Genomic DNA, 24,613 nt, shown 5'->3' on the forward strand with positions numbered 1-24,613 from the left:
GTCACAAAGGGGGCGTGCCCGCAGATGCCGATCAACGAGCGCAGGGGCTCAGACACTTGGGCCTGCGTCTAAGACCTCTTCATCGCGGTGCAGTGCCACTTGGCGAATCGACAATCGGATTTCCGCCGGCAACACCCGCTTGGCGGCCCCTTCGGCCAACTCGCCCAACAGCTCGTGATAACCCAACTTGCCGTTCTCGTCCTGGCGCAGCACGCCCTCGTCCAGCAATGTCTGAATGAAATGGCGGAACAGGCTTTTGTCGAAGAATTCCGGGGCGTTCAGGCCATGCAAAATCGACAGACGCTGGGCCATGATCGTACACAGGTCTTCCAATTCTTCAGCGGTCAAGGTGCGTTGGCCATTGTTCAGCAGCAGCGCGATGGCCATATAGAAGCGTTGCAGCGTTTGGGCAATAGCGCGGGACAGCAGCGTCAGTAGCACGAAACTTCGAGAGCTCGGGGCAGGGCGCAGGTAAACGTCGTTCTCGAATCGCAACAGCCCTTGCTCGACGAACGCCGCCAGCCATTGATCGATGACGCCGTCCAGGTCGTCCAGTGACCAACGGATGAACAGCTCCGATTGCAAGTACGGATACAGCGCGCGGGTGTAGCGCAACACCTGCTCGCGGGTCATGCGCGACGAACTCTGGAAGAAGCTCGCGAGCAACCCTGGCAGCGCGAAAATGTGCAGCACGTTGTTGCGGTAATAGGTCATCAGCACTGCGTTCTGCTCGTCCAGATACAGAATTTTGCCGAGCCTGTCGCTCTGTTCGGACAGCAGGTCCATGCCTTTGACGTGGGCGATCAACGCTGCGCCATCGCCCTCCGGCAGCGTGGTGTGGGGCGAGTAGGGCACGTTGCGCAACAGGGTCAGGTAGAGGTCAAGCACTCGCGCCAGCGCGCGATCGTCCAGCGCGTGCTTGTTAGTCGAGAGCAGTGCCAGTGCCACCAGATTGACCGGGTTGATCGCCGCCGCTTCGTTCAAATGACGCGCGACCCGTTCGCCCAAGCGATGGGTCGTTTGATTGAGCCACGCGGGTTTGTACACAGGGCCTAATGCCTGGGCGCGCCAGTCGGGTTGTTCGTGATTGAGAAAGTCTTCCAGCTTGATCGGCTCGCCGAAGTTCACCGACACCTGCCCGAATTTTTGCTTGAGCGCGCCAATGACTTTGAAGATGTCGAAAATCGACTCTTTCTTCTTCGCTGCCCCGCGCAATTCGCCGAGGTACGTGCGGCCCTCCAGCACGCGCTCGTAGCCGATGTAGACCGGCACGAACACGATGGGCGTGCGGGAGTTGCGCAGGTAGCTGCGCAGGGTGATGGCGAGCATGCCGGTCTTGGGTTGCAGCATGCGCCCGGTGCGCGAGCGGCCGCCCTCGACGAAGTATTCGACCGGAAACCCCTTGGTGAAGAGGGTGTGCAGGTACTCGTTGAACACGGCGGTGTACAACGGATTACCTTTGAACGTACGGCGCATGAAGAAAGCGCCGCCCCGTCGCAGAAGGCCGCCAATCACCGGCATGTTGAGGTTGATGCCCGCCGCGATATGTGGGGGCGTCAGGCCGTTGCGGAACAGCAGATAGGACAGCAGCAAGTAGTCGATGTGGCTGCGATGACAGGGCACGTAAATGATCTCGTTGCCCTGCGCGACGTTCTGCACGCCTTCGATATGGCTGACTTTGATGCCGTCGTAGATCTTGTTCCAGAACCAGCTCAGCACCACTTCCAGAAAACGGATCGCGGTGTAGGTGTAATCCGAGGCGATTTCGTTGCCGTAATGCAGGGCTTTTTCCCGTGCCTTGGCTTCGGAAATTTTCTCGCGTGCGGCTTCGTCGAGGATCGCCTGTTTCACGAGCGGGTCGTTGATCAGGCCTTTGACCAGGTTGCGTCGGTGAGAAATATCAGGGCCGATGACCGCTGCCTTCAGGTTGCGGAAATGCACCCGCAACAGACGTTGGCCCATGCGCACGGTGCGCTCGTAGCCCTTGTTTTCATCCACCAGGTCGCGCACGTGGATCGGCGCAGAAAACTGCACGCGGGTTTTGCGACCCAGAATCAGGATAGTGATGAGCTTGCGCAGGCGTCCTGTCACGGCCCAACTGTCGGCGAACAGCAGCTTCCACGGGCTGTCTTCCTTGTCCGGCGATTGCCCCCAAAACACACTGACCGGGATGATTTGCGCGTCTTCGGTGGCGTTCTGCGTGACCGCACCGACCAGCCGTTCCAGCGTCGGCGGCGCGCCACGTTTGTCCTGGCGCCCCAGCCAATCCGGCTCCGGCGTCAGATAAAAGAAGGCCGCAGGTTCGGTCAGATTGCCGACCACCACCGGCAGCACGGGGCGCGGCAGACCGGCCTTGCGACACTCGGTGTCAAGCACTGCCAGATCGGTCATCGACGGGCTTTGCAGCGCGTAAAAGACCGGGCGGCTGCGGTCGAGATTGAGGGTGAAAGACGACTGATTGATCGTCTCGGAACGCACCCACACATACAGCAGGCGACGCAGGGTGCCAAAGACGAGACGGCGAAAAGGGGAGCGGGTCATACGAATTCTGCACAGAGGGGCCAGGCCCACGAAGCGGTCAGTTTGCCGGATATGACGGGGATGGGCAAAGCAGGGGGGCTTTCCCGCTCGCGTTGATAGTGATCTGCGTCTACACATCCTTGGCTGAGCGCAGGCATTTTTGGTTTTTCCATACGCCGATCTGTTTTTGATTCTGGCCGAAGGCTGTGGAAGCCGGCTTGCTGGCGAAAGCGGGGGGCCGCCAACATTAATTTTTCTGTCCCGCCCTCATTCGCCAGCAAGCCGGCTCCCACAGGGATCTCAGGAGGCCGACCGAACGCGTTTTGGGCGTTACGCGTAGATGTTGATCTGGGTCTACGCAGCGAGGGTTGAGCGCAGGCAGTTTTGGTTTTTCCATACGCCGATCTGTTTTGATTCTGGCCGAAGGCCGTGGGAGCCGGCTTGCTGGCGAAAGCGGAGGCCCGCCAACATTGATATTTCTGTACCCCCTCATTCGCCAGCAAGCCGGCTCCCACAGGGATCTCAGGAGGCCGACCGAACGCGTTTTGGGCGTTACGCATAGATGTTGATTTGGGTCTACACAGCATGGGTTGAGCGCAGGCAGTTTTGGTTTTTCCATACGCCGATCTGTTTTTGATTCTGGCCGAAGGCCGTGGGAGCCGGCTTGCTGGCGAAAGCGGGGGCCCGCCAACATTGATATTTCCGTCCCCCCGCATTCGCCAGCAAGCCGGCTCCCACAGGGATCTCAGGAGGCCGACCGAACGTTTTGGGCGTTACGCGTAGATGTTGATCTGGGTCTACGCAGCGAGGGTTGAGCGCAGGCAGTTTTGGTTTTTCCATACGCCGATCTGTTTTTGATTCTGGCCGAAGGCCGTGGGAGCCGGCTTGCTGGCGAAAGCGGGGGCCCGCCAACATTGATATTTCTTTCCCCCCCGCATTCGCCAGCAAGCCGGCTCCCATAGGGACCTCAGGAGGTCGACCGAACGCGTTTTGGGCGTTACGCGTAGATGTTGATCTGGGTCTACACAGCATGGGTTGAGCGCAGGCAGTTTTGGTTTTTCCATACGCCGATCTGTTTTTGATTCTGGCCGAAGGCTGTGGGAGCCGGCTTGCTGGCGAAAGCGGGGGGGCGCCAACATTGATATTTCTGTACCCCCGCATTCGCCAGCAAGCCGGCTCCCACAGGGATTTCAGGAGGCCGACCGAACACGTTTTGGGCGTTACGCATAGATGTTGATTTGGGTCTACACAGCATGGGTTGAGCGCAGGCAGTTTTGGTTTTTCCATACGCCGATCTGTTTTGATTCTGGCCGAAGGCCGTGGGAGCCGGCTTGCTGGCGAAAGCGGGGGGCCCGCCAACATTGATATTTCTGTCCCCCCCCCCATTCGCCAGCAACCCGGCTGGCTCCACAGGGATCTCAGGAGGCCGACCGAACGCGTTTTGGGCGTTACGCCGTTCGCCAGGTGATTTCTTCTTCCCCATCAGCACTGATGCGAATCCAGCGATCGGCGTCTTCGTCGCTCTCTTCCTCGACCCACGTGCCCGGTGCGCAGCGCACCTCGACGTTCAGGGCCGCGAAGGCAGCGCGGGCGCAGGCGATGTCGTCGTCCCACGGGGTTTTGTCGCTGTCCAGACACAGGCTGTTCCACTTTCCTACGGCCTTGGGAATCCACGTGACCGGAATATCGCCGGCGGTGCATTTCCAGGTCTGGCCTTTTTGCACCCACTCGCTGCATGGGCCAATGTCAGCGGACAGCCAGGTGGTGATGGCCTTGTGATCAACGTCAGCGTCTTTCAGGTATATCTCGATATCGGGTTGGCGCATGGATGCCTCGGGGTTGTTCTGGAAAATCCATTCGCGGATTCACTGGGTAGGGTCTTCGCGCAGCCGTCACTGCAACACGAAATAATCGTAGCGCATCGACACGGTCACCTCGAACGGCTCCGGCTGATCGATCACGTTGGTCCGGCGTTCGGCACTGGCGCGCCAGCCGTGGGGCGTCATGGCCAGCAAATTGGCTCTGGCCTGCCCGTCCGCCAGCGTCAGCGTGAAGCGCAATGTCTCGCTGTGCTGTAGGACCATGCCTTCGGGGACCAAGGCCAGATGCTTGTCATCAGCGTAATCGCGAACCTCGTCGTACAGCCGCTGACGCAATTCCATCAGGTGTTCGTTGGTCGGTCCTACGCGCATCAGGCCTCCGCCCGGCGACAACAGGCGCTTGGCCTCGTCCCAATCCAGCGGGCTGAAGACACTGGCGATGAACTGAACGCTGGCGTCTGGCAATGGCACGCGCGCCATGCTGGCGATCAACCAGGTCAGCTTCGGATCACGCTTGCAGGCGCGCTTGACGGCTTCGCGCGAGATGTCCAGCGCATAGCCATCCGAATCAGGCAGGGCAGCCGCGATTTGCGCGGTGTAATAGCCCTCGCCGCAGCCAATGTCGAGCCAATGCGCAGGGGCGCGTTCGGCGGCCAGTTCAGCCAGACGCTTCGCCACCGGGGCGTAATGCCCGGCGTTGAGGAAGTCCCGTCGCGCCTCGACCATCACCTGGTTGTCGCCAGGATCACGGCTGTTCTTGTGCTGCACCGGCAGCAGGTTCAGATACCCCTGACGTGCGCGGTCGAAGCGATGGCCAACGGGGCACACCACGCCATTGTCCGCAGCGTTGAGCGGGGCAGAGCAGATCGGGCAGGTCAGCATCAGGCGAGCAACTTGACCAGGGTTTGGTAGTAAATCTCGGTCAGCACATCGAGATCGCTGGCCAGAATACGCTCGTTGACCTGATGGATCGTCGCGTTCACCGGCCCCAGTTCGACCACTTGGGTGCCGAGGGTGGCGATGAAACGGCCATCCGAGGTGCCGCCGCTGGTGGACGCTTTGGTGTCGCGGCCGGTGACGCCCTTGATGCTGGACGAGACCGCATCGAGCAGCGCGCCTGGCTCGGTGAGGAACGGTAGCCCCGACAGGGCCCATTCCACGTGCCAGTCCAGCCCGTGCTTGTCGAGAATGTCGGCTACGCGCTTCTGCAGGCCTTCGACGGTCGACTCGGTGGAGAAACGAAAATTGAAGATGGCGGTGAGCTCGCCTGGCACCACATTGGTCGCGCCAGTGCCCGAGTTCAGGTTGGAAATCTGGAAGCTGGTGGGCGGGAAGAACGCGTTGCCCTCGTCCCAATGCTCGGCGGCCAGTTCTGCCAGCGCCGGGGCAGCCAGGTGAATCGGGTTCTTTGCCAGGTGCGGGTAAGCCACGTGGCCTTGAACGCCTTTGACCGTGAGGGTGGCGCCCAAGGAGCCGCGACGCCCGTTCTTGACCACATCGCCGACCAGGGTCGTGCTCGACGGTTCGCCGACGATGCACCAGTCCAGCCGCTCTTTACGCGCCGCCAGACGCTCGACGACGGCTTTGGTGCCGTGGTGAGCCGGGCCTTCTTCGTCGCTGGTAATCAGGTACGCGACTTTGCCTTTGTGGTTCGGGTAGTCAGCGACGAAACGCTCAGTCGCGATGATCATCGACGCCAGGCTGCCTTTCATGTCCGCGGCACCCCGACCGCAGAGCATGCCGTGCTCGTCGATCAGCGCGTCAAACGGGTCGTTCTGCCACGCTTTCACAGGGCCGGTCGGCACGACGTCGGTGTGACCGGCGAAGCACAATACGGGGCCTTCTTGCGTGCCATGGGTGGCCCAGAAATTGTCGACGTCTTCGATGCGCATCGGCTCCAGCGTGAAACCGGCATCGCCCAGGCGTTTCATCATCACGGCTTGGCAATCGGCATCGAGCGGCGTGACCGATGGGCGACGGATCAGGTCGCAGGCGAGTTGCAGAGTGGGCGAAAGGTCGGCTGGGGCTGTCATGAAAGGTCCGCAGAAATGAATGTGTTAACCCTGTAGGAGCGCGCTTGCCCGCGATGACGGTCGGACCGTCAGCCGTGTAGAACCTGACACACCGATTTCGCGGCCAAGCCCGCTCCTACAAAAAGGGGGGATATGTTAAAGCAAAACGGCGACCCGAAGGCCGCCGTTTAGTACAGCACTCAATTGTTTCAGGCCATGGCCGGTTCCGGCGACGTTGCCCTCACCGAATACCACGCGGTTCGCCAGCGGCCGCTTCTGGCGTTTCGTGGCACCAGATATCGATTTCAGCCCCAACGCCCCTACCAAACAGCTGTCCCAATTTCACGCACAGCCTATAATGCGCGCCGGTTTTTTGGGGTATTGGTCATGAGCACAGAAGATCCGCGGTTTGCCGGCGTCGCCCGTTTGTACGGCATTGAAGGCCTCGAGCGCCTGCGTGCGGCCCATGTGGCGGTGGTTGGCATTGGCGGCGTGGGTTCATGGGCGGCGGAAGCCATGGCCCGGTGTGGTGTCGGGGAGATTTCGCTGTTCGACCTGGACGACGTCTGTGTCAGCAACAGCAACCGTCAGCTTCATGCCTTGAGCAGCACCATCGGTCGCTCCAAGGTCGATGTCATGGCCGACCGTATCCGCGAGATCAACCCCGATTGTGTGGTGCATGCCGTGGCCGATTTCGTTACCCGGGAAACCATGGCCGACTACATCACGCCCGATATCGACTGTGTGCTGGACTGCATCGACAGCGTCAACGCCAAGGCAGCGCTGATTGCCTGGTGCAAGCGGCGCAAGATTCAGATCATCACCACGGGCGGCGCAGGCGGGCAGATCGATCCGACGCAGATTCAGGTCTGTGACCTTAACCGCACCTACAACGACCCGCTGGCGTCCAAAGTCCGTTCGACCCTGCGCCGCGACTACGGTTTTTCCCGGACCGTGACCCGTCATTACAGCGTGCCGTGCGTGTTTTCCACCGAACAGCTGCGTTATCCCAAGCCAGACGGCAGCATCTGCCTGCAGAAAAGCTTTGTCGGTGACGGGGTCAAACTCGACTGCGCGGGAGGTTTCGGTGCGGTGATGATGGTGACGGCGACGTTCGGCATGGTCGCGGCCACTAAAGCGGTGGAGAAGATCGTCGCCGGCATGCGCCGCCCTTCAGAGCGGGTGAAGGCCAACGATTGACGGTGACCCACGCAGGCAGTGCCGGATCCACTACTCGTTATCGACGCCGAACCTGTGGGAGCGGCCTGGGTGGCGAAAGCGTTCTGTCAGACGACTACAGTTGAGTTCGAAAATAGAATCTCCCACCGCCGCGACAAGCCCACTCAGGCTGCCATTTGGCGCATCCTCTGTAGCACCGCATTCAACCCATTGCTGCGGGAGGGCGAAAGCTGGCGGCTCAAACCCAGCTGAGTGAACCAGTCGTTCAGATCGACCTGCTGCAACTCCAGAGCCGACAAGCCATTGACCCGTGACAGCAGCAGCGCCACCAGCCCGCGGATCAACCGCGCATCACTGGCCGCGCGAAATTGCCAGCTTCCGGCGATCACATCGCCCAGCAGCCAGACCTTGCTCTCGCAACCATCGACCAGATGCTCGTCGGTTTTCTCGGCGTCAGCCAGGGGAGGCAGGCGTTCGCCCCATTGCATCAGCAAGCGAGCGCGTTGTTCCCAGCTTAACGAGCCCTTGAAGGTGTCCAGTGCAGTTTGCGCATCGCTTGGCAGCGTCATCGCAACAGCTCCAGCGCCTGATCCAATGCGTTGAAAAAACGTTCCAGATCATCCGAATCGTTGTACAGCGCCAATGACACACGAATCGCGCCCGACAGCCCAAGACTGCTGATCAACGGGATCGCACAGTGATGGCCTGCGCGTACGGCGATACCTTGCTCGGTCAGCAGGTGTGCCAGGTCGGCGTTGTGCACGCCCTCCACGAAAAAGCTGACGAGGGCCACATGGGGGTCTCCTACCAGCCGAACGCCTTCGCGCAACATCAGTCCGGCACGCAGCAGTTCGTGCAAACGGGCTTCGTGTTCCACGGCTGCGACATGATTGACGTCGTTCAGGTAATCGAGGGTCGCGCCCAAGCCGATGATGCCGGAAATCGCAGGGGTGCCTGCCTCAAACCCCAAGGGAGCCGGGCGGAACGTTGCGTCCAGATAACCCGTTTGCAGCACCATCTCCCCACCGAACTGCCAATGCCGCAGCTGCGCCAACGCCTGATGGTGGCCAAATAGCACCCCCACTCCATCGGGGCCGTACAGCTTGTGGCTGGAAAACACATAAAAGTCGCAGCCCAATGTCTGCACATCATGCCGGCCGTGCACGATCCCCTGCGCGCCGTCGATGACCGTCAGCGCACCGTGGGCTTTGGCCAGCGCGACCAGTTCGGTGACAGGCTGCCAAGTCCCCAGGACGTTAGAGAGCTGGCTGACCGCTATCAATCGTGTGCGGTGGGTGATCAAGGACGCGGCTGCGTTCACATCGATCACGCCCTTGATCGTCAGGGGTAGCACGATCAGCTTCAACGCGCGACGTTTGGCCAGCTGCTGCCACGGCAACAGATTGGCATGGTGTTCCAGCGCACTGATGACGATTTCATCGCCTGGCTGAAACAGATGCTCCAAACCATACGCCAGCAGGTTGAACGCCGAAGTGGCGCCGTGGGTGAACACGATCTGCCCGGAGGAACCAACGTTCAGCCATTCCGCAGCCTTGCGACGTGTGTCCTCGAACGCCTGAGTGGCCATCGCGCCTGGAAGGTGCTGGGCACGGTGCACGTTGGCCGCGCCATTGGTGTAGTAATGAGCCAGCGCGTCGATCAGCGTTTGAGGTTTTTGCGCCGTAGCCGCGCTGTCCAGATAAGTCTGGCCTTGCCGTTCGAGGGCGTCGAGTGCGGGGAAGTCAGCGCGCCACGGAGAAATAAGGGACATGGGAGATTGACTCTGTGTCGCGAGGGGGCGAATGCATTCGCCCCCTCGTTCGATCAGTTGTGAGCGTGCAGTGCTTCGTTCAGCTCGATGGCCGACTTGTGAGATTTGCACTCCACGGCGCCGGTTTGCGAGTTGCGACGAAACAGCAGATCCGGTTGACCGGCCAGATCGCGGGCCTTGAGCACCTTGACCAGCTCGTTCTTCTCGTCCAACAGTGCGACCTTGGTACCTGCGGTGATGTACAGGCCCGCTTCCACGGTGTTGCGGTCGCCCAGCGGAATGCCGATACCAGCGTTCGCACCGATCAGGCAGCCTTCGCCAACCTTGATCACGATGTTGCCGCCACCGGACAAGGTGCCCATGGTCGAGCAACCGCCGCCCAGGTCGGAGCCTTTGCCGACGAACACGCCCGCCGAGACACGACCTTCGATCATGCCCGGGCCTTCGGTGCCACCGTTGAAGTTGACGAAACCTTCGTGCATCACGGTAGTGCCTTCGCCAATGTAGGCGCCCAGACGCACGCGCGCGGTGTCAGCGATGCGCACGCCTGCCGGCACCACGTAGTCGGTCATTTTCGGGAATTTGTCGACGGAGAACACTTCCAGCAGCTCGCCTTTCAGACGGGCTTCCAATTGACGTTCGGCCAGTTCGCCCAGGTCGATGGCGCCCTGGCTGGTCCACGCTACGTTTGGCAGCAGCGGGAACACGCCTGCCAGGCTCAGACCGTGCGGCTTGACCAGACGGTGGGACAACAGGTGCAGCTTGAGGTAAGCCTCAGGGGTAGAGGTCAACGCAGCGTCTTCGGCCAGCAGGGTGGCGACCAGAGGCTTGTGGCTCTCGGCGAGCCGGGTCAGCATCGCGGCTTGAGCGGCGTCGACCGATTTCAGTGCGTCGGCCAGTTTCGAAGCCAGATCGGTATTGAATGCGATGGCCTGATTGCCACCGGTGTAACCCAGGATTGGCGCCACGGCGGCAACGATGTCAGCCGACGGATTGAGCAAAGGCAGGGCGTAGAAAACTTCCAGCCAGGTGCCTTGACGATTTTGGGTGCCAACGCCGAAGGCCAGGCTGAACAGGGTAGTGGACATGGGGATACCTCATTTAGTGCGCTATCTCAATCACAAGTGGCGTGAAAACTACTGCGCTCGACATTACCGCGTTAAAAACAGGCGGAAAATGCTCATTTAGAACACCTATAGTCGGGCGTGACCCCGGCCGTTTCCCGCCTGCTTTTGCCTTGTACTGCCTTCGCTCGCTACGTTTTCAGACCGCTTGTTCGGCGATAGCCGCTTCGTACAGTTCGGGTTTGAAGCCAATCAGGGTCTTGTCGCCAAGATCGAGTACGGGGCGCTTGATCATCGACGGTTGCGCAAGCATTAACTCGATCGCCTTTTCCTGGTCAATGTTCGCTTTCTGCGAGTCGTCCAGTTTGCGGAAGGTCGTACCGGCGCGATTCAACACCGTCTGCCAGCCGTGCTCGTTGCACCATTGGGTCAAGTGTTCGCGGTCGATGCCTAGCGTCTTGTAGTCGTGGAAATCGTAATTCACCGATTTTTCATCGAGCCAGGTGCGCGCTTTCTTCATGGTGTCGCAGGACTTGATCCCGTACAGGTGCAACAGTTTGTCAGCCATGAGCTTGCCCCCTCTTTGGGATGATTGAAAAAAACGGTGACGGATTATGCCACGTGCGCGGCGGATGGTCGCGACTTGACGACGCGAAGCCGTGCGGGAGGGAGGTTGTGAACGATAGCGTCTGCTAAATCGGCCTCACAGCAAGGCGTAAGGTCATATTTCGGAAACGTGAAGCGGGGCGCGATCCCGGCGATCTAGCCCTTGGCAGCGTCGTCTCATCTGCCGACGATTTTGTTCGAGATGGCCTCCAGCGCCACCACTTGACTGACCCCGCCCAGTTTTATCGCTTCCTTGGGCATGCCGAACACCACGCAACTGGCTTCGTCCTGAGCGAACGTCTCGGCACCGGCGTCGAACATCTCCTTCATGCCCCGCGCACCGTCGTCGCCCATGCCGGTCATGATGATGCCGGTGGCATTTCGGCCTGCGAATCGGGCCACCGAGCGAAACAACACATCGACCGAGGGGCGATGCCGATTGACGTGCGGACCGTCCAGCACCTGCACGTGATACAGCGCGCCGTTGCGCTTGAGCACCATGTGTTTCCCTCCGGGGGCAATCAGAGCCAGACCCGGCAGTACCCGGTCGTTATTGCGCGCTTCCCTCACCTCAATGGCACACAGACTGTTCAGCCGCTCGGCGAACGAGGCGGTGAATTTTTCCGGCATGTGCTGAACGATGACCATCCCCGGGCAGACCCTGGGCAGGCGCGTCAGGACCTGCTCCAGGGCTTGAGTCCCGCCGGTGGAAGTCCCGATTGCCACCACTCGCTCGGTGGTTTGCGCCATGGCCTGACTGCCGGCAGGCAGAATCACATCTGCATCGCAACGTAACGGCACGTTGACCGACGGCCGGGCGCGCGCCTTCAGGGCATTCAGGTTGGCTTTGCCGGCAGCTCGTACGGCAATCACCAGTTCGGAGGCCGATTGCTGAAGGAAGTCTTTGAGATTGCTGCGCGGTTTGGTGATGACCTCCACCGCGCCAGCGGCCATGGCCTGCAACGCGGTCTGGGTGCCTTTCTCCGTCAGGGACGAGCAGATCACCACCGCCGTTGGCCGCTCGCTCATCAGCTTGCGCAGGAACGTCAGACCGTCCATGCGAGGCATTTCGATGTCGAGGACGATCACGTCAGGCCACTGTCGGGCCATTTTGTCCAAGGCGAACAACGGATCGCTGGCGGTGCCCAGCACCTGAAAATCCGGCTCCGCCTCGAGAATGCCTTGCATGACCTGACGTACGACCGCCGAGTCGTCCACCACCATGACCTTTATCCTGTTCATGGTTTGCGATAGATCGAAGGCGAGACGACATCCAGGCTGTCGCACACGCCGTTGAGGCTTTCTGAATGACTGACCAGAAAATAACCTCCGCGCCGTAAATGCGGCAGCAAGCGCTGGACGACTTTGCGCTTGGTGTCCATGTCGAAATAGATCATCACATTGCGCAGCAGGATCAAGTCGAACTCACCCAGATTCGGCAGCGCCTCGTTGAGGTTGAGTCGGCGGAATTGAACCCGCTCGCGCAAGTGGCGCTGCACCAGCAACGTACCGGCTTGCGGACCAATGCCTTTCAGGCAGTGGCGGCTGAGCAGGTCGTGGGACAGATTGTGCGCACGCTCCATCGGGTAGTGGCCGGTTCTGGCCTTGGCCAAGACCTGATTGCTGATGTCCGACGCCAGTATTTCCCAAGGGCTGCTGCCCAGGCTGTCGGTCAGGGTCATCGCCAGGCTGTAAGGCTCTTCGCCACTGGAGCAGGCGGCGCTCCACACGCGAAACGGGCGGCCCGCGCACGCGTGGGGCAGCACCTGCTCGCGCAAAAATTGAAAATGTTTGGGCTCGCGAAAGAAGTAGGTCTCGTTGGTCGTCAGCATGTCCAGCGCCACCAACGATTCATCGGTGCCGTCGCGGCTACTGATCAGGCGGAAATAATCGCCATAGCTGGTCAATGCGTAATGACGCAGACGCTTGGACAAGCGACCTGCGACCAATGCCTTCTTGCCCTCAGCCATGTGGATCCCGGCAACGCCATGCAACCAGGCTTGAAACTGGCGAAATTCCTGGTCCTTCAGGATGATCGAGTTCATGCGGCGTGGTCCTTGCCAGCGCTGGCGATGGCGATCATGTCCTCGACGCTCAGCACATGATCGACGTCCAGCGCGATCACGAACCGACCGTCGATACGCGCCATTCCGCTGATGAATTCGGTGCGGATCCGCGAGCCGAAACTGGGCGGCGGCTCGATCGCTTCAGGTGGAATGTCCAGCACCGCTGACACTGCGTCCACCAACAGCCCGAACACCTGACGCTCTCCGTCCTGGGCGCGAATTTCGATGATCACCGTGCAACTGCGTCGGCTGATCTTCGAACGCGGCTGGCCAAAGCGTGCGGCCAGGTCGACCACCGGCACCACGGCACCTCGCAGATTGATCACCCCGCGCACGTAGTCGGGCATCAGCGGCACCACGGTGAATGGCCCGAACTCGATGATTTCCTTGATGCCCGGAATCGCCAGGGCGTACAGCTCCTCGCCCAGACTGAACGTCAGGTACTGGTTGTCCTGGCCCGCGTCCCGCGCTGTTTTCTCATCTATGGACATGGCGGACACCCTTAAAAGTGCGTGAATTCGGCTTCGTTGATTTCCACCGCCGGTTGTGGCCGACGAGCTGAAGTGCGGACAGGTACCGCTCGTTTCACCTGTGAGCGAAGACGCGTTGCCGGGGCGACGTCTTCGGGACTGGATTCCAGTGTGAAGAAGCTCATGGCGCGTTGCAGCTGCTCGGCCTGGCTGCTCATCTCCTCGGCAGTGGCCGCCAGCTCTTCGCTGCTGGAGGCGTTCTGTTGCGTCACCTGATTGAGCTGGACCATGGCGATGTTGATCTGCGCCACACCCGCCGCCTGCTCTTCAGACGCCGCGCTGATTTCCTGCACCAGGTCGGAGGTCTTGGTGATCGACGGCACCATTTCACCGAGCAATGCGCCAGCACGTTCCGCCAGGTCGACACTGCTGGTGGAGAGTTCGCCAATCTCTTGAGCGGCCACCTGACTGCGTTCCGCCAGCTTGCGCACTTCAGCCGCCACCACTGCGAAGCCCTTGCCATGTTCCCCGGCCCGCGCCGCCTCGATGGCGGCATTGAGGGCCAACAAATTGGTCTGGTAAGCAATGTCGTCGATGATGCCAATGCGTTGCGCGATCTTTTTCATCGCGGTCACGGTCTGGTCCACCGACTCGCCACCCTCTCTGGCTTCGCGGGCGGCCTTGCTGGCCATGCCGTCGGTGACTTTGGCGTTGTCCGTGTTCTGGTTAATGCTGGCGCTCATCTGTTCTACCGAGGCACTGGTTTCCTCGACGCTGGCCGCCTGTTCACTGGTGGCCTGACTCATCGATTGGGCGGTCGCGCTGACTTCCTCTGATGCGCTGGCCAGGCCATCGGCGGCATGCCGCACCTCACCGATGATGCGGGCCAGCTTGCCGACCATATTCTGCATGGAGTTCATTAACTGGCCGGTTTCGTCCCGGTTGGTCGCGCCGGTCTGTACGGTCAGATCCCCTTCAGCCAGTCGTTGCGCCAATTCAGCCGCCTGTTTGAGCGGGCGGGAAATCGTGCGCGAGACATACCAAGCCATAAACAAACCCAGGAACAGTGCGGCGACCAGCACGCTGATAATGGCAATCCGTGCATTGCCATACACCTCATCAGCGTTGGCGCTGGCTTTGGCCGCGCCGTCGTCGTTGAGCTGTACCAGCCGCGACAGCGAGTCAGAGAGGCGGTCGAAAACCACCTTGGATTCGCCGTTCAGCAGCCCTCGCGCCTGATCGAGCTGATCCTGGCGCGAATAGTCGAGGAGGGTTTTGCTGAAGTTGAAATAGCTGACCATGTCGGCACTGGCCGAATCGAACAGCTGCTTCTCTTCCGGGCTGGAGACCAGCGCGGTGTAGTCGTGCAAACGCTTTTCAGCGTCCGCGCGCGACTGCTTGATCTGGTCTTCGATGTTGGCTTTGTCTTTGTCTTCGGACAACACGTGCCGAGCTTCGCGGGTGCGGTACTGCGCCATGTAAAACCGTATGCCGGCCGCCGCGCGCATCGACGGAATCCAGTTCTCGGTCATTTCCGTGGAGTTGGCGTTGACTTTGGACAGTTCGACGATAGCGAACGCGCCCATGATGACGCTCAGGGACAACACAGCAATGAACGAGGTCAGCAACTTGGTGGAGATTTTCAGGTGATGGAACCACTGCATGGAGACTTCCTTGGGACCGGCCCGGCCTAGATGGCGTTATGAGTGATCGATGGGTGTCCGAGCGAACGCAGCCGGTACTGGCTGTCCTGTTCGATCAGGTGTTTGATGAGTGCGGGGATGTCCAGGATCAACGCGACGTTGCCGTTGCCGAGGATGCTCGAACCGCTGATGCCGCGCAGGGTGCCGAACAGCGGCCCCAACGGCTTGATGACGGTCTGGTGTTCGCCCATGAGGCGGTCGACCACCAGCCCGACCATTTGACCTTGCGCCTTGACGACGACGATGTTCTCGCGACGTGCCACAGGGCCTTCCAGCGCCAGCTGTTCACGCAAAAACACCAACGGCAGGACTTCGCCGCGCAGATCGATATGACCACGTTCGTGCAGGAGGTCGCGTTGCCCGTGGGGCAGCTCGATGCACTCATGCACCACGTCCAGCGGGACCACGAAGCCGCCGCCGGCCACTTCCACCAGCAGCCCGTTGATCATCGCCAGCGTCAACGGCAGGCGAATACGTACCGTGGTGCCCTGTCCGGGCTGGCTGAACAGGTCGATGGTGCCGCGCAGGCTGGTGATATTGCGCTTGACCACGTCCATGCCCACGCCCCGTCCCGAGAGATTGGTCACCGTTTCGGCGGTGGAGAAGCCCGGCTCGAAAATCAGGTTGAGCAACTCGTGTTCGGCGGGATCCGTGGCCCCGACCAAACCACGTTCCCGCGCCTTGTCCAAAATGCGCTGGCGATTCAGCCCTGCGCCATCGTCGAGCAGTTCGAGCACGATGCTCCCTGAGTCGTGAAAGGCATTCAGGTGCAAGGTGCCGCGCGCGGGTTTGCCGGCTGCAATGCGAATTTCGGGCGCTTCGATGCCGTGGTCCATCGCATTGCGCACGAGGTGCATCAATGGATCGCCGATTTGCTCGACCAAGGCTTTGTCCAGTTCGGTTTCGGCGCCGCTGATGAGCAATTCGATGTCTTTGCCCAGTTCCCCGCTAACGTCTCGCACGACCCGCTGAAACCGGTTGAAGGTGTCGCCAATGGGCACCATGCGCATCGCCAAGGCACTGTCGAGCAGTTGCTCGACCAGCCCGGCCACCACCGATGTGGCTTCCATCAACGGTTCGTCAGCGCGCTCACTGGCCAGCGACTGCGCGCCAGCGCTGGCAGTGATCAGTTCACCGGCCAGATCGATCAGGGTTTCCAGTTGATCGGCCCGCACACGGATGAAACGCTGGGTCTTGGCTTCGCCCGCTGTCTTGTCGCCTGCAGACGTGGCGGTCGCTGGCGGGGCAGATGCAGTCACCTCGGCGCTGGCGTCGGGCTCGCGCAAATCCTCGGCTGTCGCGCTGCCGCAGCGAATCAGTGCGTCGCCCAGCCATGGGGCTTCATCGCCCATTTTCCGTAACCACTGGCGATACTGATGTGGCGAGGTGTCCGGGGCAAAGATGAACAAACGGCAATCGTCACGCACGAACTCGAAGGCTTCGGCGATCGTTGCCTCGTCCTTGTCGCAAAGCAGTCGAATCTCGAATCCCAGATAGCAGCTCTCCGCATTCATCTGTCCTGCCGCGGGAAGTTGCTCGCCGCAGGTCACGACCCTCACGATCTCGCCGAGGGTGCCCAGGTACCGCAGGAACGACAAAGGGTCCATGCCGTTTCGGAACATGTCGGTGCCGAAGCGCACCGACAGGTGCCACGCCTGTTGCCCGGCGGCGGGCTCGGCAGGGGATGCGACGCTCGGCTCTGACTGCCGATAACCGTCCAGGCGCGTACGCAGTTCGGTTTCATGATCGAGCGCCTGTGCAGTCGGCGCCGAACGGCGGACCGCGACCACGTCGATCAATGCGCTCAGGTGATCGTTGCAGTCCAGCAGCAGCGCGATCAGCGCACGATTGGCCTGCACCTGGCCGTCTCGCAGGCGGTCCAACACATCCTCGACGACGTGGGCGAAACTGACGATCGGCTCGAGCCCGAACAGACCGGCCGAGCCCTTGATGGTATGCGCGGCCCGAAAGATGCTTGCCAGGTGGTCGGCGTCAGCAGGTACGTTTTCAAGCTGCAACAGGGATTGCTCCATGCCCTGCAGCAGCTCGCCTGCCTCGGCGATGAAGGTTTGCAAGGCCTGGTCGAGATCGATGTTCACGATGACGTCCTTTGTCAAAGAGCCTGAGGCTCGGGGTCCTTAATGTGAGGCGTTGAACGTCTCGCTGAGGTGGCACAGTTCAAGCACCTGCGCGACGGCAGGGCTGTGGGCAACCAGTTGCAACGTTGCGCCGGCGGCGGTCAGTTCGCGCTGGGCCAGGAGCAACAGCTGCAGCCCGGCGCCATCCATCTCGGCGACCTCGGCCAGGTCCAGTTGCCAGCTTTGCGCGTCGGTGAGCCAGGGCATCCACAGCGCAGCGAGTTCAGCCGCGCTGTAGATGGTCATTTCCGCGCGCACCTTCATGTGTGTGATGCCTTCCCGGCTTTCGGCGCTGATCACGGCAGGATCAACTTGGCCACTGCGGCCATCATTTGTGCCGGTTGGAATGGCTTGACGACCCAGGCCCGTGCGCCTGCCGCTTGTCCTTCTTGCTTGCGGCTTTCCTGAGACTCGGTGGTGAGCATGATGATGGGCGTGAATTTGTAGGCGGCCAGTTTCTTCACTTCCTTGACGAAGGTGATGCCGTCCATGTTCGGCATGTTCACGTCACTGATGATCAGGTGGACTTTCTGCCCGGTCAGCTTGCTCAATGCGTCTCTGCCGTCGCTGCCTTCGATCACGTCGTAACCCGCGCCCTTGAGGGTCAGCCCCACGACCTGGCGGATACTTGCCGAGTCATCGACCACTAATACGGTCTTGGCCATCGTTCTCTCCTTAGAAAAAAGTGATTGCGTTGTCATCGGCGACGCCGACGGCTTTGTCGTGGTGGTTCTGGCGCTGTTCGCGCATCGCGTAGCTGCGTTCCATCTCAGCCATCCAGGCGTGGACTTCGAGCCTCAGCGGCTGACCTTCGCGTTCAGCGTTTTGCAATTCGCCATGCAGTGCGCTCATGCGTTCGCGCACTTGCCCCAGGATCTGACTGACGCGGTCCTGAAACTGAAGGGCGACCAGCACTTCACTGATCTCCTGACCGATACCGGCGCTCTCGGCCAGTAGCCCGTCGGCGGACTCGCGCAGTTGTCCGGTGATGCTGCTGAAACGCCCCAGCACGCTTTCGATCGTGCCTTGCGATTCGCTCACGGTGCTCAGGCTGCGCTCGCTGTTCTGGTTGGCGACGTCCACCAGCCGGGTCACCGCCGCGTTGATGATGTCGACCTTTGCCGACATCTTCTGGCCGGTCTCACTGGACTGGCTGGACAGCGTGCGCACGGCATCGGCCACCACCGCAAAACCCCGTCCGGCTTCACCGGCACGGGCGGCTTCGATGGCGGCATTGAGAGCCAGCAGGTTGGTTTGCGCGGCAATCGCGGCAACGTCAGTGGCCATGGATCGCAGCTCGACGGTATAAGCTGTCAGCCCGCTGACTTCCTTGACCATCTCGTCGCGGCTCTGCTGAGCGATGTGCAGTGAATCCACCACCTGGTACAACTCACGCTCGCTGGTGGCCAACGCTCCCGCACCGCCTTCGCCATTACCGGCTGCCGTTTGCGAAACCTGAACGGTGTGGTTCAGTCGCTGAGCGATATCAACGAAACGCGCGGTCAACGCCGTGATCGCCTGCTCGGTTTGAGCACCGGCCGTCTCGATCTGCCGAACCCAGATGGGCAGGGTTTTCTGAAGCAGCTGCTCGGCGTTAGGCCTGACCACCTCACCCCCGGATTGCGCTTGGGTGGCAAACAGGGTTTCACGTTCTACGGTGGCTTGAGCGTGAATGTTCTTTAGTTGACGAAAGGCGATAAGGCTCGTTGCCATGACTGGCGTTAAAACCCCAACTAACAGCGTTGGCCAAGTAAGTGCGCCCGCAACTTGCGTTGCCATAAGTGCCAACGAGACGCACCCGCTGCCCAGGCCGGTGCCGAAAATGAGAACCGCAGGGGTTTTTCCATAAGCGTTCATAGGCGTTCCGTCGACTAAAGTAATAGTGCTGTATGAATTAGCGTCTGCCTCTGTATCTGACCCAGGGCTTAAAACTTGACGTCAATAAAACGACCGATCGTCGGAAGTGCCGTTTTAGAGCTTGGCAAGGGCGCGAGGGGAGTTCGCGTCAGCGTTTTCAGAATGATTATTTCAATCCAATTGGAGGGAAAAAAATGGAGCGACGTTTGTTGGATCGTCCAGGGAAGAACCAAGCCTTTTGTTAGTGGCATTTTTCGTTGAAAGTTGACGTTTAACTGTAATGAGGCAAGTAAGCCGTTATAGGGGGCGGACATTTCAAGTTACGGGCTTTGTGTCCAACTGAAGGTATTTATCGTGTCGGTGGCTATTGCCTATATGCAATTGCATGGGCGAAGTCGGCATCGCTGAAGAGTACTCGCGCGGCAAAGGCAATCCGCTCGGATGGTTTTCGGTCAGGCGCAAAACAACGGGCGACAAGGCTCAGTCGAGGGCGTGCAACTTGGCAATCTGCCAGGCCCGGTTTGAACGGGCTTGGCAGGTGTCAACACGAGGAGATGGACGGTTTAACGCGTAGTGATGAAGTCGCGAATGCGCTCAGCTGCCTCGACGCATTCAGCGAGCGGCGCAACGAGCGCCATGCGCACGCGGCCTGCACCGGGGTTGAAGCCGTTCACGTCACGAGAAAGGTAGGAGCCTGGCACCACGGTCACGTGTTCGGCTTCGAACAGGTCGCGGCAGAATTGTGCGTCATCGCCGCCCACGTTTGGCCACAAATAGAAGCTGCCGTCCGGGCGCTGCACGTCCATCACCGGAGACAGAATCTCTAGCACCGCGTCGTATTTCTCGCGGTACAGATCGCGGTTGGCGCGAACGTGTTCCTCGTCGCTCCATGCGGCAATGCTGGCCAGTTGAGTCTGAACCGGCATCGCGCAGCCGTGATAGGTGCGATAGAGCAGGAAGGCCTTGAGGATGTCGGCGTCACCGGCGACGAACCCCGAGCGCAGGCCCGGCAGGTTCGAGCGCTTGGACAGGCTGTGGAACACGACGCAACGCTTGAAATCCTGGCGACCCAGTTCCGCACAGGCCGTCAGCAGCCCCGGCGGTGGGACGTCTTCATCGAAATACAGCTCGCTGTAGCATTCATCCGCGGCAATGACGAAGTCGTATTGATCGGCCAGCGCGATGAGCTTTTTCAGGGTGTCCAGCGGAATCAACGCACCGGTCGGGTTGCCCGGCGAACACAGGAACAGGATCTGGCAGCGCTTCCAGACGTCCGCAGGCACGGCGTCGAAATCCGGATTGAAGCCGTGTTCGACCAGGCACGGCAGGTAGTAAGGCTTTGCGCCCGCCAGGAACGCTGCGCCCTCGTAGATCTGATAGAACGGATTTGGGCTGACGACCAAGCCGTCATCGCTGCGATTGACCACGGTTTGCGTGAAGGCGAACAGCGCTTCGCGAGTGCCGTTGACCGGCAACACGTGCTTGCTCGCATCCAGCCAGCCTTGGGGAACATTGAAACGGCGTTCGCACCAGTGGGCGATGGCTTCGCGAAGTGCTGGGATCCCGGCAGTCGTGGGATACACCGCCATTTGATCGAGATTGTCCGCCAACGCCTTGGCCACGAACGCAGGCGACTTGTGCTTTGGCTCGCCGATGGACAAGGCGATCGGGCGCTTGTCCGGGTTCGGGGTGACACTGCCGAGCAATGCGCGGAGCTTTTCGAAGGGGTAAGGCTGAAGCTGTTGCAGGGCGTCGTTCATGGGCAATCGGTCTCAAGGAGCGGGGCGCCGGCCCTCATCGGGTTCGGGCGCCTTGAATAGCGTGCTAGGGGAGGGTTTCAAATGCTGATGCGCAACCCGCTGGTGGGCTCGGGATTGACGCTGAGCTGCGTGACAATGGCGTCCTGCAAGCGGCTGCACAGCTGCGGGTCGGAGAGCGGCTGGTTGTTCTCGTCAGTAAGGAAGAACACGTCTTCCACCCGCTCGCCGAGGGTCGCAATCTTGGCGTTTTGCAGCGACAGGTCGAACTCCAGAAAGATCTTGCCTAGCCTTGCCAACAGCCCCGGACGATCAGGCGCGCTGAGTTCGAGTACGGTCACCGGACGCTGCGCATCGTTGGAAATCGTCACCACGGGCGCGAACGCAAAGTGCTTGAGCTGACGTGGTACGCGACGCTTGATGATTGTCGGGTAGTCGTCCGGGTTGCGCAGGGCTTCGGTCAGACCGTCGCGGATGGCCTTGATGCGCTCGGGGTTGTCGCCAATCGAGCCGCCGTCGTTGTCCAGCACGATATAGGTGTCGAGGGTGAATTGGCTGGTCGAGGTAATGACCCGCGCGTCGTGAATGTTCAGGTTCAACTGGTCCATCGCCGCCACGGTCACCGCGAAGAAATCATGCTGATCCGGCGCATAAATGAAGATCTGCGTGCCGCCTTCGAACTCGCGCTGGGTGGTCTCCTTGATCAGCACCAAAGGGCCGCCATCGGCCGGTTGCTGCAGGATGGCATCGCTGTGCCAGGCCACGTCGCCCGCTGTATGGCGCAGGAAATAGTCATCGCCCAGTTGCGACCACAGTTGCTCGACATCGTCCGGGTCGGTGCCGTTGCGCACCAGAATGTCCAACGCAGCGCTTTGGGTGCGACGGATCTGCTCTTCGCGATCGACCGGGTTTTCCAGCCCGCGTTTAAGGGCCCGCTTGGTCTCGGTGTACAGCTGACGCAACAGGCTCGCGCGCCAGGAGTTCCAGAGCGTCGGGTTGGTGGCGTTGATATCCGCGATGGTCAGGACATAGAGGTAGTCCAGGTGCACCTCGTCGCCAACGAACTGCGCGAAGTCGTGAATCACCTGCGGGTCAGACAGATCCTTGCGTTGGGCCGTGGTCGACATCACCAGGTGATTTTGCACCAGCCAGACGATCAGCTGCGTGTCCCAGTTGGGCAGGTGGTGGCGAATGCCGAAGGCTTCTGCATCCACTGCCCCCAACTCGGAATGGTCGCCGCCGCGACCTTTGCCGATGTCGTGGTACAGCCCGGCCAGATAGATCAGTTCGGGCTTGGGCAATTTGGCCATGAGCTTGCTGGCCAGCGGGAATTTTTCCGACACTTGCGTGTATTGAAGCTTACGCAGGTGTTTGATCAGGTTCAGGGTGTGGGCGTCGACCGTGTAAATGTGGAACAGGTCGTGTTGCATTTGCCCGACGATGTGGCCGAACTCCGGCAGGTACAGTCCGAGAATGCCGTAGCGATTCATTCGGCGCAGGTTGCGGTGAATGCCGATTTCGCACTTGAACAGCTCGATGAAGAGGCTGGTGTTGCGAATATCGTTGCGGAAGTCGTCGTTGATCAGATGCCGGTGTTCGCGCAGCAAGCGAATGGTGTCGGCGCGCACGCCCTTGATTTCCGGCCGCTGGGCCATCAGCACGAACATCTCCATCATCGCGAACGGCGTGCGTTTGAAGACATTCGGATTCGTCGCTTCGATGTAGCCGTCATGCAACTGGAAGCGTGAGTTGATCGATTCGGTGATGGTATTGGCGTCGTCAGAAAGGATCACTTCCTCGAAGTGCTGAATGATCAGGTCGCTCAGTTGCGCGATGCTCATGACCACTCGGTAGTAGTCCTGCATGAAACGTTCGATGGCCAGCTTGGCATCGTTGTCCTGATACCCCAGCAGGCGGGCGATGCCGGTCTGGTAATCGAACAGCAGACGATCTTCGGAGCGGCCAGCCAGCATGTGCAGGGCGTACCGCACTTTCCACAGAAACTCCTGGGAGGCTGCGAGCAATGCGTGTTCGCTCTCCAGCAGAAAGCCCTGGTCTGCCAGGGCATGCAGGTTCAGGGTGCCGTATTGGCGACGGGCGACCCAGAGAATGGTTTGAATGTCCCGCAGACCACCCGGTGAGCCTTTGACGTTGGGTTCCAGGTTGTATTCAGTGTCGAAGTATTTGTGATGACGCGCCTTTTGCTCGGCGCGTTTGGCCAGGAAAAACTCTTTGCTCGGCCACATCTCGCCGGGACTGGTGACCCCCAGCATGCGCTGACGCAGATGTTCGGGCCCGGCAATCGTGCGGCTTTCCATCAGGTTGGTGATCACCGTCAGGTCTGCGCGCGCCTCGGTTGCGCACTCGTCGACCGAACGCACGCTCTGACCCACCTCTAGGCCGATATCCCACAGAAGGGTCAGAAAGCGCTCGATGGAGTCCCGGAAAACTTCGTGGTCGGCGCTGTCCAGCAGAATCAGCAGGTCGATATCCGAATACGGGTGCAGCTCGCCGCGGCCATAACCGCCTACAGCGAGGAGGGCGATATCGGCGTCTTCGCTCCAGTCAAACTGCTCCCAGGCTTGTTGCAGGATATTGTCGACAAACCAGGCACGGTCCTCGATCAGGCGCCGAATATTTCGCCCCGACTTGAAGCGCTCGTCCAACACGTCGCGGGCGTTGCGTATCGCTTTCTTGAACGCGGCAATGGGGCTCGCCTTGAGCGCCAGTTCGGCCTGGAACTGGCCACGATCGAACAAATCTGGGTCCACCTGCGGCATCGAACTGCTTTCCTTCTATCTATATCGGCCGTGCATCTCGTCGCGGCTGGTCAGGCGGAGGTGCGCGCGATGGTTTCGTCGCTGCGCAACGTGAAGATTTCGTAGCCGGTGGCGGTTACCAGGATGGTGTGTTCCCACTGCGCCGACAGCTTGCGGTCCTTGGTGATAGCGGTCCAGCCGTCACCCAGCAGACGTGTGTCAGCCTTGCCTTGGTTGATCATCGGCTCGATGGTGAAGGTCATGCCTTCCTTGAGTTCCATCAAGGTGCCCGCCTTGCCGTAGTGCAGCACTTGCGGCTCTTCGTGGAAAACCTTGCCAATGCCATGGCCGCAGTACTCTCTCACCACGGAGAAACCATTCTTTTCCGCGTGTTTCTGGATGACTTCACCGATATCACCCAGGTGCGCGCCTGGCTTGACGATTTCGATGCCTTTATAAAGGCATTCCTGAGTGATCTTTGACAGACGTTCGGCCCATTCCGGGACCTTGCCTACGTGGAACATCTTGCTCGTATCGCCGTGGTAGCCGTCTTTGATCACCGTCACGTCGATATTCAGTACATCGCCTTCCTTCAGCGGTTTCTCGTTCGGAATACCGTGGCACACGACATGGTTGATCGAGGTGCAGATGGATTTGGGGAAGCCTTTGTAATTCAGCGGGGCAGGAATGGCTTTCTGCTCGTTGACGATGTAATCGTGGCACAGGCGATCCAGTTCGTCGGTGGTGACGCCGGGCTTGACGTACGGCCCGATCATTTCCAGGACCTCTGCGGCCAGACGGCCGGCGATACGCATCTTTTCGATGTCTTCAGGGGTTTTGAGGGTAACGGTCATACAAGGCTCTCTCGGCGCGGCCAGGCCGCAGCAAAAA

General features: G+C 60.4%; 20 protein-coding genes. 1 reads left to right on the forward strand and 19 read right to left on the reverse strand.

The window, feature by feature from the left end; all coding sequences use genetic code 11:
* Positions 1-48 precede the first annotated feature (48 nt).
* The 4 genes from plsB to dapE all read right to left on the reverse strand — a co-directional run bounded on the left by plsB (position 49) and on the right by dapE (position 6,373).
* The gene (gene plsB / locus B3N48_RS00850) at positions 49-2,541 is read right to left on the reverse strand and encodes a glycerol-3-phosphate 1-O-acyltransferase PlsB (RefSeq protein WP_296178478.1); all 2,493 of its coding nucleotides are present in this window, start codon (positions 2,539-2,541) and stop codon (positions 49-51) included.
* Between the two features lie 1,427 nt (positions 2,542-3,968).
* Positions 3,969-4,346 carry a hypothetical protein gene (locus B3N48_RS00855; RefSeq protein WP_296178480.1) on the reverse strand — a complete coding sequence of 126 codons (378 nt, stop codon included), beginning with the start codon at positions 4,344-4,346 and terminating at the stop codon, positions 3,969-3,971.
* A gap of 66 nt (positions 4,347-4,412) precedes the next feature.
* Positions 4,413-5,222: a putative RNA methyltransferase gene (locus B3N48_RS00860; protein ID WP_296178484.1), complete on the reverse strand. Its 810-nt coding sequence runs from the start codon at positions 5,220-5,222 to the stop codon at positions 4,413-4,415.
* A complete protein-coding gene (gene dapE / locus B3N48_RS00865; RefSeq protein WP_296178486.1) occupies positions 5,222-6,373 on the reverse strand; it encodes a succinyl-diaminopimelate desuccinylase in 1,152 nt (383 codons plus the stop codon). The genes B3N48_RS00860 and dapE overlap by 1 nt, the downstream gene beginning before the upstream one ends.
* 366 nt (positions 6,374-6,739) lie before the next feature.
* Between dapE and tcdA the strand changes: the two genes are divergently transcribed.
* Entirely contained in the window at positions 6,740-7,552 is an 813-nt protein-coding gene (tcdA, locus tag B3N48_RS00870) for a tRNA cyclic N6-threonylcarbamoyladenosine(37) synthase TcdA (RefSeq protein WP_296178488.1), read from the forward strand.
* Between the two features lie 143 nt (positions 7,553-7,695).
* Here the strand turns inward: tcdA and B3N48_RS00875 are convergent, their stop codons facing one another.
* From B3N48_RS00875 to map, 15 genes are all read right to left on the reverse strand, one after another.
* Complete coding sequence (locus B3N48_RS00875; RefSeq protein ID WP_296178490.1) at positions 7,696-8,100, reverse strand: SufE family protein; 405 nt, start codon at positions 8,098-8,100, stop codon at positions 7,696-7,698.
* Entirely contained in the window at positions 8,097-9,302 is a 1,206-nt protein-coding gene (locus B3N48_RS00880; RefSeq protein WP_296178493.1) for an aminotransferase class V-fold PLP-dependent enzyme, read from the reverse strand. Before B3N48_RS00880 ends, B3N48_RS00875 begins: the two co-directional genes overlap by 4 nt.
* A 53-nt stretch (positions 9,303-9,355) precedes the next feature.
* Positions 9,356-10,390 carry a 2,3,4,5-tetrahydropyridine-2,6-dicarboxylate N-succinyltransferase gene (gene dapD, locus B3N48_RS00885; protein ID WP_296178496.1) on the reverse strand — a complete coding sequence of 345 codons (1,035 nt, stop codon included), beginning with the start codon at positions 10,388-10,390 and terminating at the stop codon, positions 9,356-9,358.
* 175 nt (positions 10,391-10,565) lie between these two features.
* The gene (locus tag B3N48_RS00890; protein ID WP_296178498.1) at positions 10,566-10,934 is read right to left on the reverse strand and encodes an ArsC family reductase; all 369 of its coding nucleotides are present in this window, start codon (positions 10,932-10,934) and stop codon (positions 10,566-10,568) included.
* A 215-nt stretch (positions 10,935-11,149) separates the two neighbouring features.
* Positions 11,150-12,214 carry a protein-glutamate methylesterase/protein-glutamine glutaminase gene (locus tag B3N48_RS00895; protein ID WP_296178500.1) on the reverse strand — a complete coding sequence of 355 codons (1,065 nt, stop codon included), beginning with the start codon at positions 12,212-12,214 and terminating at the stop codon, positions 11,150-11,152.
* Positions 12,211-13,017 (reverse strand): CheR family methyltransferase, encoded by an 807-nt coding sequence (locus B3N48_RS00900; RefSeq protein WP_296178503.1) that lies wholly within the window; start codon positions 13,015-13,017, stop codon positions 12,211-12,213. Before B3N48_RS00900 ends, B3N48_RS00895 begins: the two co-directional genes overlap by 4 nt.
* On the reverse strand, positions 13,014-13,529 hold the full coding sequence (locus B3N48_RS00905) for a chemotaxis protein CheW (protein WP_296178506.1): 516 nt from the start codon (positions 13,527-13,529) through the stop codon (positions 13,014-13,016). Before B3N48_RS00905 ends, B3N48_RS00900 begins: the two co-directional genes overlap by 4 nt.
* Positions 13,530-13,540: 11 nt before the next feature.
* On the reverse strand, positions 13,541-15,172 hold the full coding sequence (locus B3N48_RS00910) for a methyl-accepting chemotaxis protein (protein ID WP_349677014.1): 1,632 nt from the start codon (positions 15,170-15,172) through the stop codon (positions 13,541-13,543).
* A 26-nt stretch (positions 15,173-15,198) separates the two neighbouring features.
* Positions 15,199-17,310 carry a chemotaxis protein CheA gene (locus B3N48_RS00915; protein ID WP_296178508.1) on the reverse strand — a complete coding sequence of 704 codons (2,112 nt, stop codon included), beginning with the start codon at positions 17,308-17,310 and terminating at the stop codon, positions 15,199-15,201.
* A 39-nt stretch (positions 17,311-17,349) separates the two neighbouring features.
* Complete coding sequence (locus B3N48_RS00920) at positions 17,350-17,649, reverse strand: STAS domain-containing protein (protein WP_296178513.1); 300 nt, start codon at positions 17,647-17,649, stop codon at positions 17,350-17,352.
* Positions 17,646-18,014: a response regulator gene (locus B3N48_RS00925; RefSeq protein WP_296178514.1), complete on the reverse strand. Its 369-nt coding sequence runs from the start codon at positions 18,012-18,014 to the stop codon at positions 17,646-17,648. Before B3N48_RS00925 ends, B3N48_RS00920 begins: the two co-directional genes overlap by 4 nt.
* 10 nt (positions 18,015-18,024) lie before the next feature.
* Positions 18,025-19,206, reverse strand: coding sequence for a methyl-accepting chemotaxis protein (locus B3N48_RS00930; protein ID WP_414704178.1), 1,182 nt, complete (start codon positions 19,204-19,206; stop codon positions 18,025-18,027).
* A gap of 563 nt (positions 19,207-19,769) precedes the next feature.
* Positions 19,770-20,966, reverse strand: a complete 1,197-nt coding sequence (dapC, locus tag B3N48_RS00935; RefSeq protein WP_296178517.1) for a succinyldiaminopimelate transaminase — start codon at positions 20,964-20,966, stop codon at positions 19,770-19,772.
* 77 nt (positions 20,967-21,043) lie between these two features.
* On the reverse strand, positions 21,044-23,743 hold the full coding sequence (locus tag B3N48_RS00940; RefSeq protein ID WP_296178518.1) for a [protein-PII] uridylyltransferase: 2,700 nt from the start codon (positions 23,741-23,743) through the stop codon (positions 21,044-21,046).
* 50 nt (positions 23,744-23,793) lie between these two features.
* Positions 23,794-24,576 (reverse strand): type I methionyl aminopeptidase, encoded by a 783-nt coding sequence (gene map / locus B3N48_RS00945; RefSeq protein WP_296178520.1) that lies wholly within the window; start codon positions 24,574-24,576, stop codon positions 23,794-23,796.
* Between the last annotated feature and the right edge of the window lie 37 nt (positions 24,577-24,613).

The organism is Pseudomonas sp. UBA1879 (assembly GCF_002338065.1).
Lineage (GTDB): Bacteria > Pseudomonadota > Gammaproteobacteria > Pseudomonadales > Pseudomonadaceae > Aquipseudomonas.

Bases quoted from the DNA above. Each gene is read 5' to 3' on its own strand.
- plsB (WP_296178478.1), bottom strand. From the start codon at position 2,541: ATGACCCGCTCCCCTTTTCGCCGTCTCGTCTTTGGCACCCTGCGTCGC.
- B3N48_RS00855 (WP_296178480.1), bottom strand. From the start codon at position 4,346: ATGCGCCAACCCGATATCGAGATATACCTGAAAGACGCTGACGTTGAT.
- B3N48_RS00860 (WP_296178484.1), bottom strand. From the start codon at position 5,222: ATGCTGACCTGCCCGATCTGCTCTGCCCCGCTCAACGCTGCGGACAAT.
- dapE (WP_296178486.1), bottom strand. From the start codon at position 6,373: ATGACAGCCCCAGCCGACCTTTCGCCCACTCTGCAACTCGCCTGCGAC.
- tcdA (WP_296178488.1), top strand. From the start codon at position 6,740: ATGAGCACAGAAGATCCGCGGTTTGCCGGCGTCGCCCGTTTGTACGGC.
- B3N48_RS00875 (WP_296178490.1), bottom strand. From the start codon at position 8,100: ATGACGCTGCCAAGCGATGCGCAAACTGCACTGGACACCTTCAAGGGC.
- B3N48_RS00880 (WP_296178493.1), bottom strand. From the start codon at position 9,302: ATGTCCCTTATTTCTCCGTGGCGCGCTGACTTCCCCGCACTCGACGCC.
- dapD (WP_296178496.1), bottom strand. From the start codon at position 10,390: ATGTCCACTACCCTGTTCAGCCTGGCCTTCGGCGTTGGCACCCAAAAT.
- B3N48_RS00890 (WP_296178498.1), bottom strand. From the start codon at position 10,934: ATGGCTGACAAACTGTTGCACCTGTACGGGATCAAGTCCTGCGACACC.
- B3N48_RS00895 (WP_296178500.1), bottom strand. From the start codon at position 12,214: ATGAACAGGATAAAGGTCATGGTGGTGGACGACTCGGCGGTCGTACGT.
- B3N48_RS00900 (WP_296178503.1), bottom strand. From the start codon at position 13,017: ATGAACTCGATCATCCTGAAGGACCAGGAATTTCGCCAGTTTCAAGCC.
- B3N48_RS00905 (WP_296178506.1), bottom strand. From the start codon at position 13,529: ATGTCCATAGATGAGAAAACAGCGCGGGACGCGGGCCAGGACAACCAG.
- B3N48_RS00910 (WP_349677014.1), bottom strand. From the start codon at position 15,172: ATGCAGTGGTTCCATCACCTGAAAATCTCCACCAAGTTGCTGACCTCG.
- B3N48_RS00925 (WP_296178514.1), bottom strand. From the start codon at position 18,014: ATGGCCAAGACCGTATTAGTGGTCGATGACTCGGCAAGTATCCGCCAG.
- B3N48_RS00930 (WP_414704178.1), bottom strand. From the start codon at position 19,206: ATGAACGCTTATGGAAAAACCCCTGCGGTTCTCATTTTCGGCACCGGC.
- dapC (WP_296178517.1), bottom strand. From the start codon at position 20,966: ATGAACGACGCCCTGCAACAGCTTCAGCCTTACCCCTTCGAAAAGCTC.
- B3N48_RS00940 (WP_296178518.1), bottom strand. From the start codon at position 23,743: ATGCCGCAGGTGGACCCAGATTTGTTCGATCGTGGCCAGTTCCAGGCC.
- map (WP_296178520.1), bottom strand. From the start codon at position 24,576: ATGACCGTTACCCTCAAAACCCCTGAAGACATCGAAAAGATGCGTATC.